General features: G+C 48.3%; 15 protein-coding genes. 3 read left to right on the forward strand and 12 right to left on the reverse strand.

What is annotated here, in order from left to right:
* Positions 1-7 precede the first annotated feature (7 nt).
* The 9 genes from BM200_RS07470 to BM200_RS07510 form a co-directional block, all read right to left on the reverse strand.
* The gene (locus BM200_RS07470) at positions 8-1,798 is read right to left on the reverse strand and encodes a GAF domain-containing sensor histidine kinase (RefSeq protein ID WP_091183242.1); all 1,791 of its coding nucleotides are present in this window, start codon (positions 1,796-1,798) and stop codon (positions 8-10) included.
* A gap of 22 nt (positions 1,799-1,820) precedes the next feature.
* Positions 1,821-2,717: a GGDEF domain-containing response regulator gene (locus BM200_RS07475; protein WP_091183244.1), complete on the reverse strand. Its 897-nt coding sequence runs from the start codon at positions 2,715-2,717 to the stop codon at positions 1,821-1,823.
* Positions 2,718-2,738: 21 nt separating this feature from the next.
* Positions 2,739-3,785, reverse strand: a complete 1,047-nt coding sequence (locus BM200_RS07480) for an HD-GYP domain-containing protein (RefSeq protein ID WP_091183247.1) — start codon at positions 3,783-3,785, stop codon at positions 2,739-2,741.
* A gap of 123 nt (positions 3,786-3,908) precedes the next feature.
* Positions 3,909-4,583, reverse strand: coding sequence for a DUF4166 domain-containing protein (locus BM200_RS07485; protein WP_091183249.1), 675 nt, complete (start codon positions 4,581-4,583; stop codon positions 3,909-3,911).
* Positions 4,580-5,509: a DoxX-like family protein gene (locus BM200_RS07490; RefSeq protein ID WP_342716296.1), complete on the reverse strand. Its 930-nt coding sequence runs from the start codon at positions 5,507-5,509 to the stop codon at positions 4,580-4,582. The genes BM200_RS07485 and BM200_RS07490 overlap by 4 nt, the downstream gene beginning before the upstream one ends.
* 136 nt (positions 5,510-5,645) lie before the next feature.
* Positions 5,646-6,275: a response regulator gene (locus BM200_RS07495; protein ID WP_091183252.1), complete on the reverse strand. Its 630-nt coding sequence runs from the start codon at positions 6,273-6,275 to the stop codon at positions 5,646-5,648.
* A gap of 15 nt (positions 6,276-6,290) precedes the next feature.
* Complete coding sequence (locus BM200_RS07500; protein WP_091183255.1) at positions 6,291-7,610, reverse strand: sensor histidine kinase; 1,320 nt, start codon at positions 7,608-7,610, stop codon at positions 6,291-6,293.
* Positions 7,611-7,613: 3 nt separating this feature from the next.
* Positions 7,614-8,675 carry a M42 family metallopeptidase gene (locus tag BM200_RS07505; protein ID WP_091183256.1) on the reverse strand — a complete coding sequence of 354 codons (1,062 nt, stop codon included), beginning with the start codon at positions 8,673-8,675 and terminating at the stop codon, positions 7,614-7,616.
* 13 nt (positions 8,676-8,688) lie between these two features.
* A complete protein-coding gene (locus BM200_RS07510; protein ID WP_091183259.1) occupies positions 8,689-9,246 on the reverse strand; it encodes a GNAT family N-acetyltransferase in 558 nt (185 codons plus the stop codon).
* A 136-nt stretch (positions 9,247-9,382) separates the two neighbouring features.
* Between BM200_RS07510 and BM200_RS07515 the strand changes: the two genes are divergently transcribed.
* Together BM200_RS07515 and BM200_RS29935 are read left to right on the forward strand one after the other, a co-directional pair.
* Positions 9,383-10,600: a chloride channel protein gene (locus BM200_RS07515; protein WP_091183261.1), complete on the forward strand. Its 1,218-nt coding sequence runs from the start codon at positions 9,383-9,385 to the stop codon at positions 10,598-10,600.
* 39 nt (positions 10,601-10,639) lie between these two features.
* Positions 10,640-10,807, forward strand: coding sequence for a hypothetical protein (locus tag BM200_RS29935; RefSeq protein ID WP_175532777.1), 168 nt, complete (start codon positions 10,640-10,642; stop codon positions 10,805-10,807).
* A gap of 26 nt (positions 10,808-10,833) precedes the next feature.
* On the opposite strand, the gene BM200_RS07520 is transcribed toward BM200_RS29935, so the two are convergent.
* Positions 10,834-11,712, reverse strand: coding sequence for a radical SAM/SPASM domain-containing protein (locus tag BM200_RS07520; RefSeq protein WP_091183264.1), 879 nt, complete (start codon positions 11,710-11,712; stop codon positions 10,834-10,836).
* A 101-nt stretch (positions 11,713-11,813) separates the two neighbouring features.
* On the opposite strand from BM200_RS07520, the gene BM200_RS07525 reads away from it, so the two are divergent.
* Complete coding sequence (locus BM200_RS07525; protein ID WP_091183600.1) at positions 11,814-12,017, forward strand: hypothetical protein; 204 nt, start codon at positions 11,814-11,816, stop codon at positions 12,015-12,017.
* A 123-nt stretch (positions 12,018-12,140) separates the two neighbouring features.
* Here the strand turns inward: BM200_RS07525 and BM200_RS07530 are convergent, their stop codons facing one another.
* Both BM200_RS07530 and BM200_RS07535 read right to left on the reverse strand, forming a co-directional pair.
* A complete protein-coding gene (locus tag BM200_RS07530) occupies positions 12,141-12,350 on the reverse strand; it encodes a hypothetical protein (protein ID WP_091183266.1) in 210 nt (69 codons plus the stop codon).
* Positions 12,351-12,474: 124 nt separating this feature from the next.
* Entirely contained in the window at positions 12,475-13,788 is a 1,314-nt protein-coding gene (locus BM200_RS07535; RefSeq protein ID WP_245772919.1) for a stalk domain-containing protein, read from the reverse strand.
* Positions 13,789-13,845: the final 57 nt, after the last annotated feature.

Genomic DNA, 13,845 nt, shown 5'->3' on the forward strand with positions numbered 1-13,845 from the left:
TTTTTCCTTATTTCATCACGGTAAATTTAAATATAGAGCCTTCGCCTTCCGTTGATTCGAATGAAATTTTTCCCCCGTGCATTTCTATTAGTTGCTTCGATATCGCAAGGCCAAGGCCAGTACCGTTAATTTGATTATTAACCTGGTAGAACTTAGTGAATATATTTTTCTGTTTCTCCATCGGGATCCCGATTCCGGTATCGATGACTTCGATAGTCATCCCGCCGGCTTCCATATACGCTTTAATCGTAATTTTACCTCTCTGAGGGGTAAATTTAATGGAATTGGAGAGCAGGTTCAATAGAATCTGCAGGATCCTCTCACGGTCCGCACGCATCGTTTTGCCCGCGTCGGCGTGAATTTCAACGGCAAGCTCAAGCTTCTTCTTATTGATGAGAGAGTCAACAATATGCGTTGCTTCACGAATCATCTCTTCAAAATCAAATTCCGAGTAAGTAAGCTCGAACTTCCCGTTCTCCATCTTGGCGAAATCAAGCAGCTCATTAACTTGATTCAGCAGGCGTTCAATGGATTTACCAGCCGTCTCAAGCAGATCGAGCTGGGAATCATTGAGCTTGCCAAGCACTTCCTTCCGCAAAATATCAACTGTGCCTTTCACCGCCGTAATTGGCGTCCGGAGCTCATGTGACAGCGTTGCGATGAAATCACTCTTCAGTTCGTTCAAGTACTCGAGCTCTTTCACAAGGCCTTCCAGCTTGAAGTTCGCCTGTTGCAGCTCCATCGAACGAACATTAACCGAATAGTCCAGATTCTCGGTATGGATCGCATTCGCAAGCGCAGTGGCGGTAACATCCGCAATGGATTGACAGAATTCAATCTCTCCCTGCTCATATTCACGGCACTTGTGCATCGTGGGGATGACGACATCGCCAAATACGCGATCCTTCGCCACTAACGGGATGATCAGCAGGCTCTTAATGTTGAACATCTCGCAAGCCCGGTGGTCCGGACGCGGATCCGCATAAACATCAGAGATCGCAACTGCTTTTTTCTCCGTTACAACCTCATAGAACAGCTTGTCTTTATCGATGCTCAGCTTGATTTCCTCGCGGTGTCTATTCTTCCATTCCTCTTCCGTTACGCTGACCGAGGAAATATGATAGGGCTCAATCGTACGGTCTTTCTCGTTATACAGATGGATGCCAACCTCGTCAGAGCCTGTAGCCCGCTTCATATAATGGAAGCAGGTTTTCAGTACTTCGCGGACAGACAGCGACTTGGACAAAGCCTTTGTCGCATCAAGCAGCAGCTGCTGCTTGTCCACCAGGTTTTTCGTATTTTCGAACATTTGGATATTATGAATAGCAACGCTGACCATGTTGACGAACGCTTCCGTCACTTCAATCTGCTCGCGCGTCAGATTCATCGGCTTGCCGAAATCATGAACAAATACAACTCCAAAGACAGCATCGTTCACAATAACCGGAATACCCAGGATGGATTGGATCTTCATAAGGAGCTTCTTGTCATCGTCAATCCGTTCATCAATACTGGTATCCCCGATATAATCGCTTGCTCTTCTCTCAAGAATATCCCGGACGAAGCTGTCCTTCTGCGGATCAATCAGCAGTTCCGTAATATCGATGGACATCTTGTTTCCTTTGTAACCAATAAACGTGCCGTCAGGCTGCTTGAGGAAAAAGCCGACCAGATCCGCCTGCGTAATTTCACTTGCGATCGCATCAACGAATACCTGCAAAATATCGGAAAGCTCAAATTGCGAATTGATTACTTTCGTCATCAGAAACAATTTCTTGAAGCTCTTTAATTCCATCATAATTATTCACCTGTCCATCCGTTTAATAGATCGTGATCTGATTTTTGCCGCTTTGTTTGGAACGCAGCAAGGCTCGATCGGCAAAGCCTATTATCTGTTCAAAGGAATCATGATTAGAGCTCTTCGTAACTCCGATGCTGACTGATGCTTTAGCCCCTTGTTCCACCAGCGAGCCGATAGCCAGCTCATTCACCGTTCGGATAATCTCCTGCGCGGTTTCAACGGCCACATCTCCCTCGTGCAGCAGCACAAGAAACTCGTCTCCGCCAAAACGGAAAGCAAGATCACTCTCAGGTGTTATCGCTTTCTGGATGATAGCAGCAATCTCTTTCAGCACTTGATCGCCTACAAGATGGCCATAGGTATCATTGATGGATTTGAAATTATCCATATCGATCATAAGCATTGCGCCAAAATCCGATAAGCTAACCGATGATTCTAATAAGACTTCGTTGAGATACATCCGGTTATAGAGTCCGGTCAAGGCATCGGTATTAGCCCTCTCGGACAGCTTTTCCGTGGCGCTTATTAACCGCTCAAGCTTTTGCTTTTGCCCCAAGGCAAAGTTCACCTTCATCTCGAGCAGGTCAAGATCGTAAGGCTTGGTCAGATAATCGAAGGCGCCAAGCTGCAGGCCTTGCAATATATCCTTCTTCTGCACGTTTGCAGACAAGAAGATGACCGGTGTATCAAACCCTTCCCGGCTCATCCACTGCTTGCAGACGTCAAAGCCCGACATATCAGGCATCATCACGTCCAGCAAAATGAGATCCGGTCGAACCTCATCGTACATCGCTAATGCTTCAGAGCCGCACTCTGCCGTATGTATGCTGTAATTTAAAGAGTTCAAAAATATACGAAGAATCTGTACATTATGCGGTTCATCGTCTACGATGAGTATCTTTTCACGCAATGACATACTCCAACTCTCTTTCCGATTTCATTCACCTAGGGTTAAGGTTCTCATCGTCATTTGCTCGTCGATGATGTCAAGAAACAGATTGACGAGCTGTTCATCAAACTGTGTATTTGCATTTGTTATTAATTGCTTCCTTACTTCATCCACATGCAAGGAACTTCGGTACACACGGGTTGAAGTCATCGCGTCGAAAGCATCAGCCAGGCTTACGATCCGGACAAGAAACGGGATTTCATCACCCTTGAGTCCATCAGGATAACCTCTCCCGTCAATCCGCTCATGATGCCATCTGACAATAGGCAGAATGTCCTGTACTTCCGGCAAATCCTTCAGCAGTTCATAACCTATAGCCGGATGCTGGCGGATGACGCCAAACTCCTCGTCCGTCAGCCTGCCGGGCTTCATCAGAATATGATCCGGAATCGCAAGCTTGCCGATATCATGCAGGAGAGCCGCCACCTTCAGCAGCTCAAGCTCAGACGGGCTAAGGCCAATCTTTTCTCCAAGCAATAAGGAATAAAAGGCGACATTATAGCAATGGTCCACCGTAAAGCTGTCCTTCATCCGCAGCGTATTAAACAGGCTCTCGTAAGACTGCTCTTTCAGAAATTGCTTGCGGAAGTAGATCTTGTCGATGAGCTGATCCATATGCAATTTGTTAATTCGGCAAATTTGAAGCTCTTCAGGTGTCAATGATCGCTGAGTTTGAAAACAGAGCAGGAGTGTGCCATACGTTGAATTACGTTTAATATGGAAGGGATATATGGTGTGAAAAGACGTCTTCTCAAGCGAGATTCCGTCTATCTTATCATCTTGTCGAAGTGGTCTTCCATCCGGGATACGCTCGAAGAAATCAGCCTCAACCGCCAGCTGTTGAAGCTGATTCGTATCCACTTGCAGCATATTATAGGTATACGCTGCAGGCTCCTGACGCTGTGAATCTTCCATTAGAAACAGGCAAATATGCTCACAGCCGATCGTCTCTTTTAAAAAATGGCCAAGAAGCCCCATTGAATCAAAGATGGAGTTTGAGTTAATGACGCTCTTGAAAAATACCGAATTTTGCATGCTTCAACCTCTATTTCTCAATAATACATGAAGCTTTAATCCTTATTTCATTCGACATATAGTTATTTTCTCCTCTATTTGTATAGAAAAAATTGTCGTTTCCTGCAAAGCTGATATATCGGCCTATTCTCTTGCCTCTTCCCTTAACGGCATCGCATCTACCGGAATATGTTTCAGCGGTATTAATTGAGCTTCAAAGCTTCCTTCGTAATGGAAAACCGTGCCGAATACGGGGTTAGTCACAAGCACGTTAATCCGGTATTTCTTCATGTCTTCGTCATACCATTCCATGACATCGGCCGTTCCGGTCAGCTGCGGCGGACAGGTAAATTGAATCAGCCCTTCGTAAAAACGCTGGTCGCCCGAGCGGATCCGGATTCCTCCATTGCTTGCTGCCGTAATGTCCAAGTCTACCGCCAAATGCTGTTTGTTTCCTAAATAATCAACGATTCTTTCCCTCTCCGTGCTGTAAATCATTGTCGCGTCAAAATGCCGAACAGCCCGCTTGAATTGAAACTTGCGGATCCAGGTTACGGTCTCCCTGCCATGACCATCCTGATACGCATAATTCTCAATCGTAAAAGGTATGCTGCGGCCGCCTTGCGGGAACATGATATGCCGCGATGCTCCGACAGCGAGCGGTAAAGCTGCCCACTTCGCAAACCAGATCCGGTCCATCACGCCTTGACCGATGGATGCGACATGATCCTTGCTGCTGAATCCAAACCGCTCCTGAATACGCGGATGGAGATTTTCGAATTGCGCGCCTAGAACTTGTTCATAGATGGATCTGGTCATTTCTTCATTTCCCCTTTCTTCCGTATGCAATTACTAGCGTTAGGCAGCTCCCGGCAGGTCCACATGCCCGTCAAACCGAGTCCAATCATCGCGGCACTAAGTACTAACGGATTAAAAGGCTCCGCCAAGAGAGAAGATCCGCCAACTAATGCACCTGCAGTAAGGCCTAGCAATCCGATAAGCTGTAGCCCATAGATCCACTTCGAGCGGTGATAATGGAGCAGGAGAAGTCCGAGAAGAATCTCTGCTCCACCCAGCCATTGCAAGGCAATCAGTTCAGTCCCCTGAAATATGTTCATGCTTTGCATAACGGCAAGCTCACCGGCTTCCGGAAACATCCATTTCGGAATGAGGCCTTCATACAGCCATAGAAAACTTAATATTGCTGTACTTAAGTAATGGAGCATGATCCGCTGAAGACTGACTGACGGAGGAATTTGCTTCTCCAGCCATAACCGCAGAATATCAAAGCTTAAGGCGGTAGCCCATCCGAACAAAGGCCGGAACAGCAGCCGGTCGAACCATTGTCCAGGTATTCCAAACCGGGTTGCGTAATCATATTTGGTAAGGAAAGTAACGGAGTCCGCGTTCGGCCGGTATTGCCAGTAACCCGCCCCATGACGGATTAATGAAATCGGCTGCTCCGAGCCAAAGGCAAGCGTGGATAACCTACCTCCTGTCTCGCTATGAACGGATGATTTCGTGCGACCGGTTCCGCTTATTTGAAGTCCAAAGCCGATACGGGTCTCATACAAGAATGCTTGCGGACTATTCCCGGATTTGCGCGGCAAATAGGTGATCTTGGAAAATCGCAGATCCCACTGCTCATGCAATTCAGCGGTCTGGGTATAAGCCCACAGCTTCTCCAAGTCCGCGTGAATGTTCAGCTCTACATAGATTGGTTTTCGTTTCAGGTTTCGTTTCATGCACATCCCGCTCCCTTCCCCTACATTCTAGGACGGGACGCGGGAACCCGACAGTTCTAACTTTTGTAGAACCCGGCCTTTATCCGTGCACGCAAAAAGAGCGCTGCCCATAGGCAGCGCTCTTGAGCTGTAGAAGTTATTTAGGAGGAAGCAGGCCTCTGCGCCGGACCTTTTCCACCGCTTCCTTACGGCTTGTAACGCCAAGCTTTTTCAGCATTTTGTTCACTTGGTTCTTCAAGGTGCTTTCCGTCTTGTACAGCTTCTTCTCCATCTGCGGCTGTGTGTAGCCTTGTTCGATTAATTCGAACACTTCCCGCTCTGCAGCGGTGAGTTGCTTCAGCTGCTCTTCCCGCTTCAGTCTGGCATAATCCTTCAAAAGTGCGTCCATAGCCCGGGGATGCTGATAAGCATTCCTTATCGCATGAGGAAGCTCCTTGTAATTCGTCTTTTCCACATAATTCACGGCCCCCGCCGTAAAAGCCTGCATAATGATTGATTCATCCTTCATCGACGTCAGCATAATAATCCTCGCCGGATGAATATCGTTCAGCTCAATGGCCGTATAAATGCCTTCCTCATTGTAATCCGTCAGCTGAATATCCAGCAATACAACATCAAAATCCAGCTGCCTGGCTTTCTCAATGGCTTCACGGGAGGAAGTCGCTGAGCCTGCTACCTCAAGATCCGGTTCGCTGTTCAGATAAGTGGTCATCGCCCGGATCCAGTCGGGATCATCTTCGACGAGAAAGATTTTGATTGTTGTCATTCTGTGATCCTCCTGTTATCCGTGACGGACTTTTTTTGCTGCAAAATGAAAAATAACGGCAGTCCCTTCATTCACCCGGCTTATCACATCAACCGAGCCTCCGCTTTTCCTCATCACATTGTATACATAAGAAAGCCCCAGTCCAAAGTTGCTCGAGCGGTTCTTCGTGCTGAAGAACGGTTCAAATACCCTCTCCAGCTGATCATCAGGAATCCCTTTGCCGTTATCCTTCACGCATAGCTGTACCGATTTCTTCACCCGTTCCAGCCGGATGGACAACACTCCGCCTACTTCCATCGCTTCTACCGCATTTGTCAGCACATTGCCGATTGCTTCTGATAAGTGAACCGAATCCCCATAGATGACTGGCTCGCAGAAATAGTCCGTTTGTACCCGTATTTGTTTCTGTTCGAGCAAGCCTTGATGAAGGTGCAGACAGCCTTGTACCAGCTGATCCAGTCGTACTGGCTTCTCTACCAGAACAATATCCCGCATCTGGCTGTGAATCCGGTTCACCATGTCAAGCATATGCCCGGAGGCTGATGTTATGATGTCCAGATGGGATAGGGAGTCCGGGGACATGGCGGACAGCTCGCGCTTCAAATTATCCGAGCTGATGGCAATTTTGCCGATCTCATTCTTGATCGAATGGTTAAGCTGCACTGCTCCTGAGCTGACCGCCTTCATTGTCCCTTCGAGCGGATCCTTCTCAAAGCGCAGCTTCACGCCTAATACACCATATATAAACGTGCAAATAAGGGCAACTGATAAGGAATAAATAATAAACAGAGATACATAACGGAAGGCATCCATATCCGGAGCGACTATTGCAGCTACATTAATAAACAGCAGCGCAGCCAGAATGGTCGGAACAATAATGATCGTCGCGATGAGCCGGTTCCGGCGTTTGCGCCGATTCGTCTCCTTCCATACAGATGCAATTAGAAGGAGACAAGCCGCAAGATAGTAGGGAGCAGCCCAGCCTAACAAAAACCTGAAGTTGACCTGTATCTCGGGTTGCAGTGGCGTTGTCATCATCATCCAGACCGGAAACAGCAGCAGAGCCAGCTTCAGATAAAGCCTGGCCCGACTGCTTGGTACAAGCTCCGAGTAGACGAGACTGAACACCAGAATGCCGTAAGGCGTCAACGTATGATTCAGCAGCTGGTCCATGTTCGCCCATTCGTCATACCCGAATCGGATCAGTACATCCGTTAAGCCGCCAATCGCGGCTGCGATTAAGAAGAAGGCTGCCCAGCGGTTCATCTCACTGCGGGGATTGTTCGCCAGCAAGATTACCGCAGCCGTCAGCAGCGCGAAGAAGTAATAGATCATCCGTCAGGAAACGGATAAACCCAGATAGGCAAGCAGCAAGGCTGCCGTATTTACAAGCGCATCGGCATGAGTGCGTTCCATCGCATGCGAGGCATGAACGCCCGGTCCAATTAATGCTGCGCGAACATTGCTCCCACCCCGAAGCGCAGCGGATGCATCAGAACCATACTGAGGATAGATATCTACCGCATAAGGCAGCTGATGCTGCTTAGCCAGCTCAACCAGTCTCGACGTCATTTCATAATCGTAAGGACCGGATGAATCCTTCGCACAGATGGATACATCCCGCTCCGTCGTAGACAGATCATCCCCGATTGCTCCCATATCAACCGCAATAAGCTCCGTAATATCAGACGGCATGTAAGAATTGCCGTGACCAACCTCTTCATAGGTCGAGAAAATGAGCTTAAGCGTCCGCTCAGGCTTTTTGCCGGTCCGCTTCATCCATTCCAGAAGACCAAATAAAGCCGCGACACTGGCCTTATCATCCAGATGACGGGACTTCACCCATCCGTTCAGCAAAATCCGCACTCGCGGATCCCAGGAAACGATATCGCCAACCGCAATACCCAGCTTCTCGGTCTCTTCTTTACTGGAAGTGGCTTCATCAATCCGGATCTCCATGTTCGCTTCTTCCCGCTTCCATTCCCTTGCGTCCGGATAGACATGAACGGAGGTTTTCGTGGACAGTACCGTTCCTTCATATTGCCGGCCATCCCTCGTATGGATCAGGCAATACTCTCCTTCTACCGTGTGCATGTTATATCCGCCGATTGGTGTAATACGCAGCATACCATTTGGTTTAATCGAACGCACCATTGCTCCAAGCGTATCAACATGGGCGGTGTAAGCAAGTGTACCCTGTGATGGAGCGCTTCCTTCAATCGTAATAATGCCATTTCCTTTAGGCGTACGCTCCATCGTATACCCGAACTTCTCCGCCTCTTCTTCGAGCCGTTTCATGATGGTCATGCAATAGCCGCTGGGGCTTGGGATCTGTAGAAGCTCCTCCAGGAAATTCAATATATATTTCCGGTTTAATGTTTTATTCAAGGGGTTATCCATTTGAGTATCCTCCTTATTTCTTCGAATATGCCTTTTCATGAAAGGCTGTTATGTAACGGAACAGCTTCTTCCCGCTACGGTCTCCCAACCAGTCTGTCTCCTGATTCAGCTGTTTGTACATCGCGCGGTATGGCTCCGGCACCCAAATGTAAGGATGCTCATAATCGGTTATGGTGAACCCGTTGCGTTCCCAGAACCGGATGCGCTGTTCATTAGCCGGTGTATGCTCCGACTCCACTTCAATAAGAAGTCCGTCAAGCCTCTTCTCATTTTGCGCCCATTCCGTAATCCTCTGAATCAGCTGAGAACCAATTCCCTCATCTCTTCGGTCTTCCGATACGGCGATATAGTCAATAAGCAGAATACTTCCGCCGCCGGTAAGCCCGGATAAAGCCATCGCTTCTACAGCACCTTCATTAGAGAGAGTATGGAGAAAACAGGACATTTTCCGGAACATCCCGGCAATAATACCATCAGGCTTTCGGCCTTCCTTCGGAAAGGAATGCTCATACAGCTGTTTGGCAAGAGGCCATAGCCGGTCGTCCAGCTTATCTAAGGTTGTGAATAACATCTGTTAGAGACTCCTTTATCCGCTAATACTCTTATCTCCTAGTGTACCACTTCTGCTCGTTATTGACGTTATTTTCAAAATGTACGATAGTAAAGAAATACTTTATTCTCGGCTCTCGTGAGGAGATTCATTTGAAATGGCAAACGTTATGAAAACCTCGTTAATCCGGCTTGCCCTTGCAGCCATAGCCGGAATCTGTACAGGCACGGCTTCCGCCTTGTTCCTGACCAGTCTGGAATGGGCCACTAAAGCTTCCATAACTCACGCCTGGTTATTATGGCTGCTGCCTTTCGGCGGTGCACTTGTAAGCTGGATGTATATGCGGTACGGAAAAGATGCGGCAAAAGGCAATAATCTGCTGCTTGACCGAATCTACGGCAGCGATGCTGCCGTCCCGCTGCGAATGGCACCGCTTGTTCTGTTTGGTACAATCATCACTCATTTGTTCAGCGGCTCCGCCGGTCGGGAAGGTACAGCCGTTCAGATGGGCGGGAGTCTCGCCGAGCATCTAAGCTTGCGCTTTAAGCTTAGCGGTGCTGAACGCAAGATCCTCCTGCTATGCGGGATCAGCAGCGGATTTGGATCTGTCTTCGGGACACCTGCTGCGGGCGCCATCTTTGCCCTTGAGATCGCGGCGCTTGGCGCGGTCTCCCTTGAATCGATACTTCCGGTTTTCCTTGCAAGCTACGTTGGTCATTATACGACGTTAGCCTGGGGTGTGCATCATCTTCATTATTCAATGGGATCGGTTCCCCCGCCTAGCGGCATGCTGCTGCTCAAGATCGCTGGAGCAGCCCTATTGTTCGGACTGGCCGCGCTCTTGTTTGTTACTTTGACCCACCGGTTGAAGATATGGTTTACGCGGTTACTGCCGAATCCGATGGTCAAAAGCTTCGTCGGCGGCCTGATTATCATCGCTCTCGTCTATATCGCTGGCTCCCGGGATTACCTGGGTCTTGGACTGCCTCTGTTGCAGCATTCATTCTCAGAAGCCGTATCTCCATTAGCCTTTCTGTGGAAAACCATCTTTACCTCGTTCACGCTGGGTACTGGTTTCCAAGGCGGTGAAGTAACACCTCTATTCGTAATCGGCTCTACCCTTGGCAGTGCTTTGGCGCAGCTGTTAGCCGTATCCGTTCCTCTGTTTGCCGGAATTGGCCTAATCTCGATCTTTAGCGGGGCAACAAATACACCAGTGGCAAGCTTTATCCTTGGTATGGAGCTATTTGGCCTTCATGGCTACGCCTGGCTGTATATGCTGATTGGATGTTCGATTGCCTATCTGTGTTCTGGAGCATCAGGCATCTATTCCGCGCAGCGCTCCCGCCGTTATTTCAAAGAATTATGGGACTAATCACCCATAGGCATTTACCTTCATAGGATGGAGAAGCAGATGAAAGAAAGGGTGCATACGGTTCATACTAAGAGCAACCCTTCCATGCTGCAAAGGTTTATCCAGCAGCGCCCGCAATCGCTTCAGCAAGGCATGCAGCTTGCCCAATTCGGCTCAACAGGGACTCGGGATCCGCATGGAAGAACCAAAACAGCCGTAAACGTATAACGTTCACGGCTGACCGTATGTTCTTACTATTTGCCGAAGCGCTGGCGATAACCGCATTTGCGGCAAAGCTCCTCGACCGCTTCCCGTCTCGAGAAGCCTTCTACGAGATTAGTCGCGCGTTCTCCCTCGATGATGTCCGAGAAATGCCGATCATTAATATTGCCTAGATCAATGACCCCTTCTCCATCGAGACAGCATGGCACCACGGTACCATCAATAAGGATACCTGCCTGATTCCGAAGACCGTAGCAGAAGCCCTTGCCGTCGTCCTCTTTCGCCTTCAGATCCGGCCATTCGAATTCATAATCCTGATTCAAGTAGACACGATCGGCGATCTTGACCCCGCTGCCCGGCACAACCTTCTCTTCGATGAGATAATCGAGCCCGAATTCGTTCTCGATCATCGACAGAATCTCGCGGTTCCGCTGTCTTTCGGCATTTGTCATATTATCTTGCGTTAAATTCCACAAACGGAACGAGGCAATCATATTGGTCTGCTCCATTGCTTCGCGGACAAAGGATAAGACATTTCCGATATAGCCTTCTTTATCCGTGGAGCCTGCATGACCGTCAAAGCTGTGCAGCGAGAAATTCATCTGCCGGATTGCCGGCTTCGACAGCAGCTTATGCTTATTTTTTTGGAGCAGCGTTCCGTTCGTCGTAATATTGACCTTAAAGCCCTTCTCATGACTAATATCAAGAAGCTCGTCTATCTTCGGATGGAGCAGCGGTTCACCCTTCAGATGAAAATAAATATAGTCCGTAAAAGGCTTGATCTGCTCTAACCGTTCCGTAAAATCCTCTATGCTTATGAAACCTTTCGCGCGTTCCGTCGGTGGACAGAAGGAGCACGACAGGTTACAGATACTCGTAATTTCGATATAAAATTTCTTGAATTTCTTCATGCCTCAAAGCTCCATTCTCTCACGTTGCTAATCGTCTACCCCCCCATTATACCATTAAAGTCAATCAGGAGGTTGATTGGATTATGTTTATGCAAGGCCAAATGTCCATCCAACAGAAAGCGATGATGTTTATCGGGCGTCCGGTCGGCATCTCTCTTCGCAACGGTCAAGGCGTATCCGGTGTGATCTGTACCGTGCAAGGCGGCGAGGTTTACATTATGCAATATATGTACGCCTCGCAATTCGCTACCTTCCATTACAGCTTTAACGATATCAATGATATTTTGCCGTATCCGGCTTGCTGAACGGACAAGAATTGCTCCAAATAGAGACTAATTTGCCTTAAAACGAAAAAAGCTGTCAAGTGGTGACCACGAGGCCTTTTCCCAACAAAAAAACCGCGGTCTACGCGGTTTTTTCGTTGTCTGTTATCGTACGATAACTGCAGTAATTTTGTTAAGCGCAACGTAGATCGTAGCTTTAAATAATTTAAGCACTACGACGCCTTTTTTCACTTTAACAACCTTGCCTATGATCTCTTCACCTGAAACCGTCTTAATGACGACAACTTTGCCTTTCGCTTTAACTTCTTCAAGTACAGCTGGAAGTTCAATTGGAAATGGAATAAAAGCCGCCATGATGATCCCCCCTTTCCTATCTGCTACTCTATTAGTATGAGAATGATAGAATAGGGTGCGGGCTTATCCAAAAAAAACAGCGGCAGAGTCGACAATCGTCCCACGCTACCGCTGTTTATCTTGATTATTGTTGTTTAATAACGGATTTATTTATAGCTCCAATCATATCCGGTGAATATTGGCGGAACAGGCCGAGCCGCCATAGGGCTGCGCCTTTTAACTGATAACGCTTGGCAAGCCCAAGCTTGTCATCAATGGATTGAGGAGTTTCCGCTCTAAGGTCAATACCAAGCAGCAGCTTGGTCTTTGGAACGCCGGCTTTCAAAGCCTGCTGAATCGCTTCATTCACCCTGGCATTTGGTTCAGGCACTTGAGGTCCTGTACCTGATGGATTATATTTGTAAGCCATCAGAACAAGGTCGTCCGCTATTGACGCAAGCGTCTTGAAATCATAGCCTTTATACGCGCTGTTAGGAGCATGAACAACAAGGGATAAAGCTGTACCTTGCGGCAACGCGTCCTTAAGCTGCTTCGCATAAGTATTCAGCAGCTTCTGCTGCTCGACCTTATCCAATTGAAAACCTAGACCTTCGAAGTCCAGTACTACTCCGCCGAAGCCGTAATCCGCAATGGCCTTGGTAATGCCGCTAATCGAATTGGCGCGAAGAGTTTCGCTGCTCATCATTTTCGTCAGCTCATTTTGTCCGTCCAAGGAATAGACCATAAGGTATGGCTTTATCGACTTCGCAGCGGTATCGCTTACGAGCGATTGAGGCGTAACATCTCCGTTTGGCTCAGGCACACGGTATTCGGAGCCTTCCAGCGTGAAGTTGCCATCCCTGTCGATCCGGCTCCAGCCGAAAGCCACGGAGTTCGCGCTATCCACAAGATCCCGTTCAGCAAAGGATGATAAAGCATAAAACGTACGCAGATGAATTGCTTTTTGCGGTGATTTAATGGTCACCGTATTGGTTGCCTGACTCCAGCCGACCTGCGCGCCAAATTGCGTACTGAAGAAGCTTAATGGAATGAGTACGCGGTTGCTCCGCATCATTGGCGCTGCCGGCAATTTCACATTAACGCCATTCACAACGGCCGTCCCGCTGCCAATCCTCATCGACAACTTAACGGGCTTGCCTTGTTTGGTCCCCTCTGCCTTGACCGTTTGCGTCTTATCATCCCAGACTACCTTCTGCAGCCCAAGCGCTTCTCCTATTGTACGGAACGGTACGAAGGTAACGCCCTTCACAATGATAGGCGGGCTATCAAATGGCAGCTCAACATCATCTAATAGAATCGTTGTTTTGACAGGAACAGATGCCGTCGCACTGGCCGATACCGAAGCTGCCGCATCTGCCTGACCTTCGGAAACGCCGCTCGTTAACAGAGCTAATGCCAATACTGCGGCTGCTGATTTTATTCCCCATTGATTAATCACTTGCAAGCCTCCCATACTCTACCCTTATTCTACCAACAAGTGGAAGTAGCAAAGCAC

Source organism: Paenibacillus catalpae (genome assembly GCF_900112695.1).
Lineage (GTDB): Bacteria > Bacillota > Bacilli > Paenibacillales > Paenibacillaceae > Pristimantibacillus > Pristimantibacillus catalpae.

Excerpts from the sequence above, each read along its gene's own strand:
- BM200_RS07470 (WP_091183242.1), bottom strand. The coding sequence starts at position 1,798 with ATGATGGAATTAAAGAGCTTCAAGAAATTGTTTCTGATGACGAAAGTA.
- BM200_RS07475 (WP_091183244.1), bottom strand. The coding sequence starts at position 2,717 with ATGTCATTGCGTGAAAAGATACTCATCGTAGACGATGAACCGCATAAT.
- BM200_RS07480 (WP_091183247.1), bottom strand. The coding sequence starts at position 3,785 with ATGCAAAATTCGGTATTTTTCAAGAGCGTCATTAACTCAAACTCCATC.
- BM200_RS07485 (WP_091183249.1), bottom strand. The coding sequence starts at position 4,583 with ATGACCAGATCCATCTATGAACAAGTTCTAGGCGCGCAATTCGAAAAT.
- BM200_RS07490 (WP_342716296.1), bottom strand. The coding sequence starts at position 5,509 with ATGAAACGAAACCTGAAACGAAAACCAATCTATGTAGAGCTGAACATT.
- BM200_RS07495 (WP_091183252.1), bottom strand. The coding sequence starts at position 6,275 with ATGACAACAATCAAAATCTTTCTCGTCGAAGATGATCCCGACTGGATC.
- BM200_RS07500 (WP_091183255.1), bottom strand. The coding sequence starts at position 7,610 with ATGATCTATTACTTCTTCGCGCTGCTGACGGCTGCGGTAATCTTGCTG.
- BM200_RS07505 (WP_091183256.1), bottom strand. The coding sequence starts at position 8,675 with ATGGATAACCCCTTGAATAAAACATTAAACCGGAAATATATATTGAAT.
- BM200_RS07510 (WP_091183259.1), bottom strand. The coding sequence starts at position 9,246 with ATGTTATTCACAACCTTAGATAAGCTGGACGACCGGCTATGGCCTCTT.
- BM200_RS07515 (WP_091183261.1), top strand. The coding sequence starts at position 9,383 with ATGGCAAACGTTATGAAAACCTCGTTAATCCGGCTTGCCCTTGCAGCC.
- BM200_RS29935 (WP_175532777.1), top strand. The coding sequence starts at position 10,640 with ATGAAAGAAAGGGTGCATACGGTTCATACTAAGAGCAACCCTTCCATG.
- BM200_RS07520 (WP_091183264.1), bottom strand. The coding sequence starts at position 11,712 with ATGAAGAAATTCAAGAAATTTTATATCGAAATTACGAGTATCTGTAAC.
- BM200_RS07525 (WP_091183600.1), top strand. The coding sequence starts at position 11,814 with ATGTCCATCCAACAGAAAGCGATGATGTTTATCGGGCGTCCGGTCGGC.
- BM200_RS07530 (WP_091183266.1), bottom strand. The coding sequence starts at position 12,350 with ATGGCGGCTTTTATTCCATTTCCAATTGAACTTCCAGCTGTACTTGAA.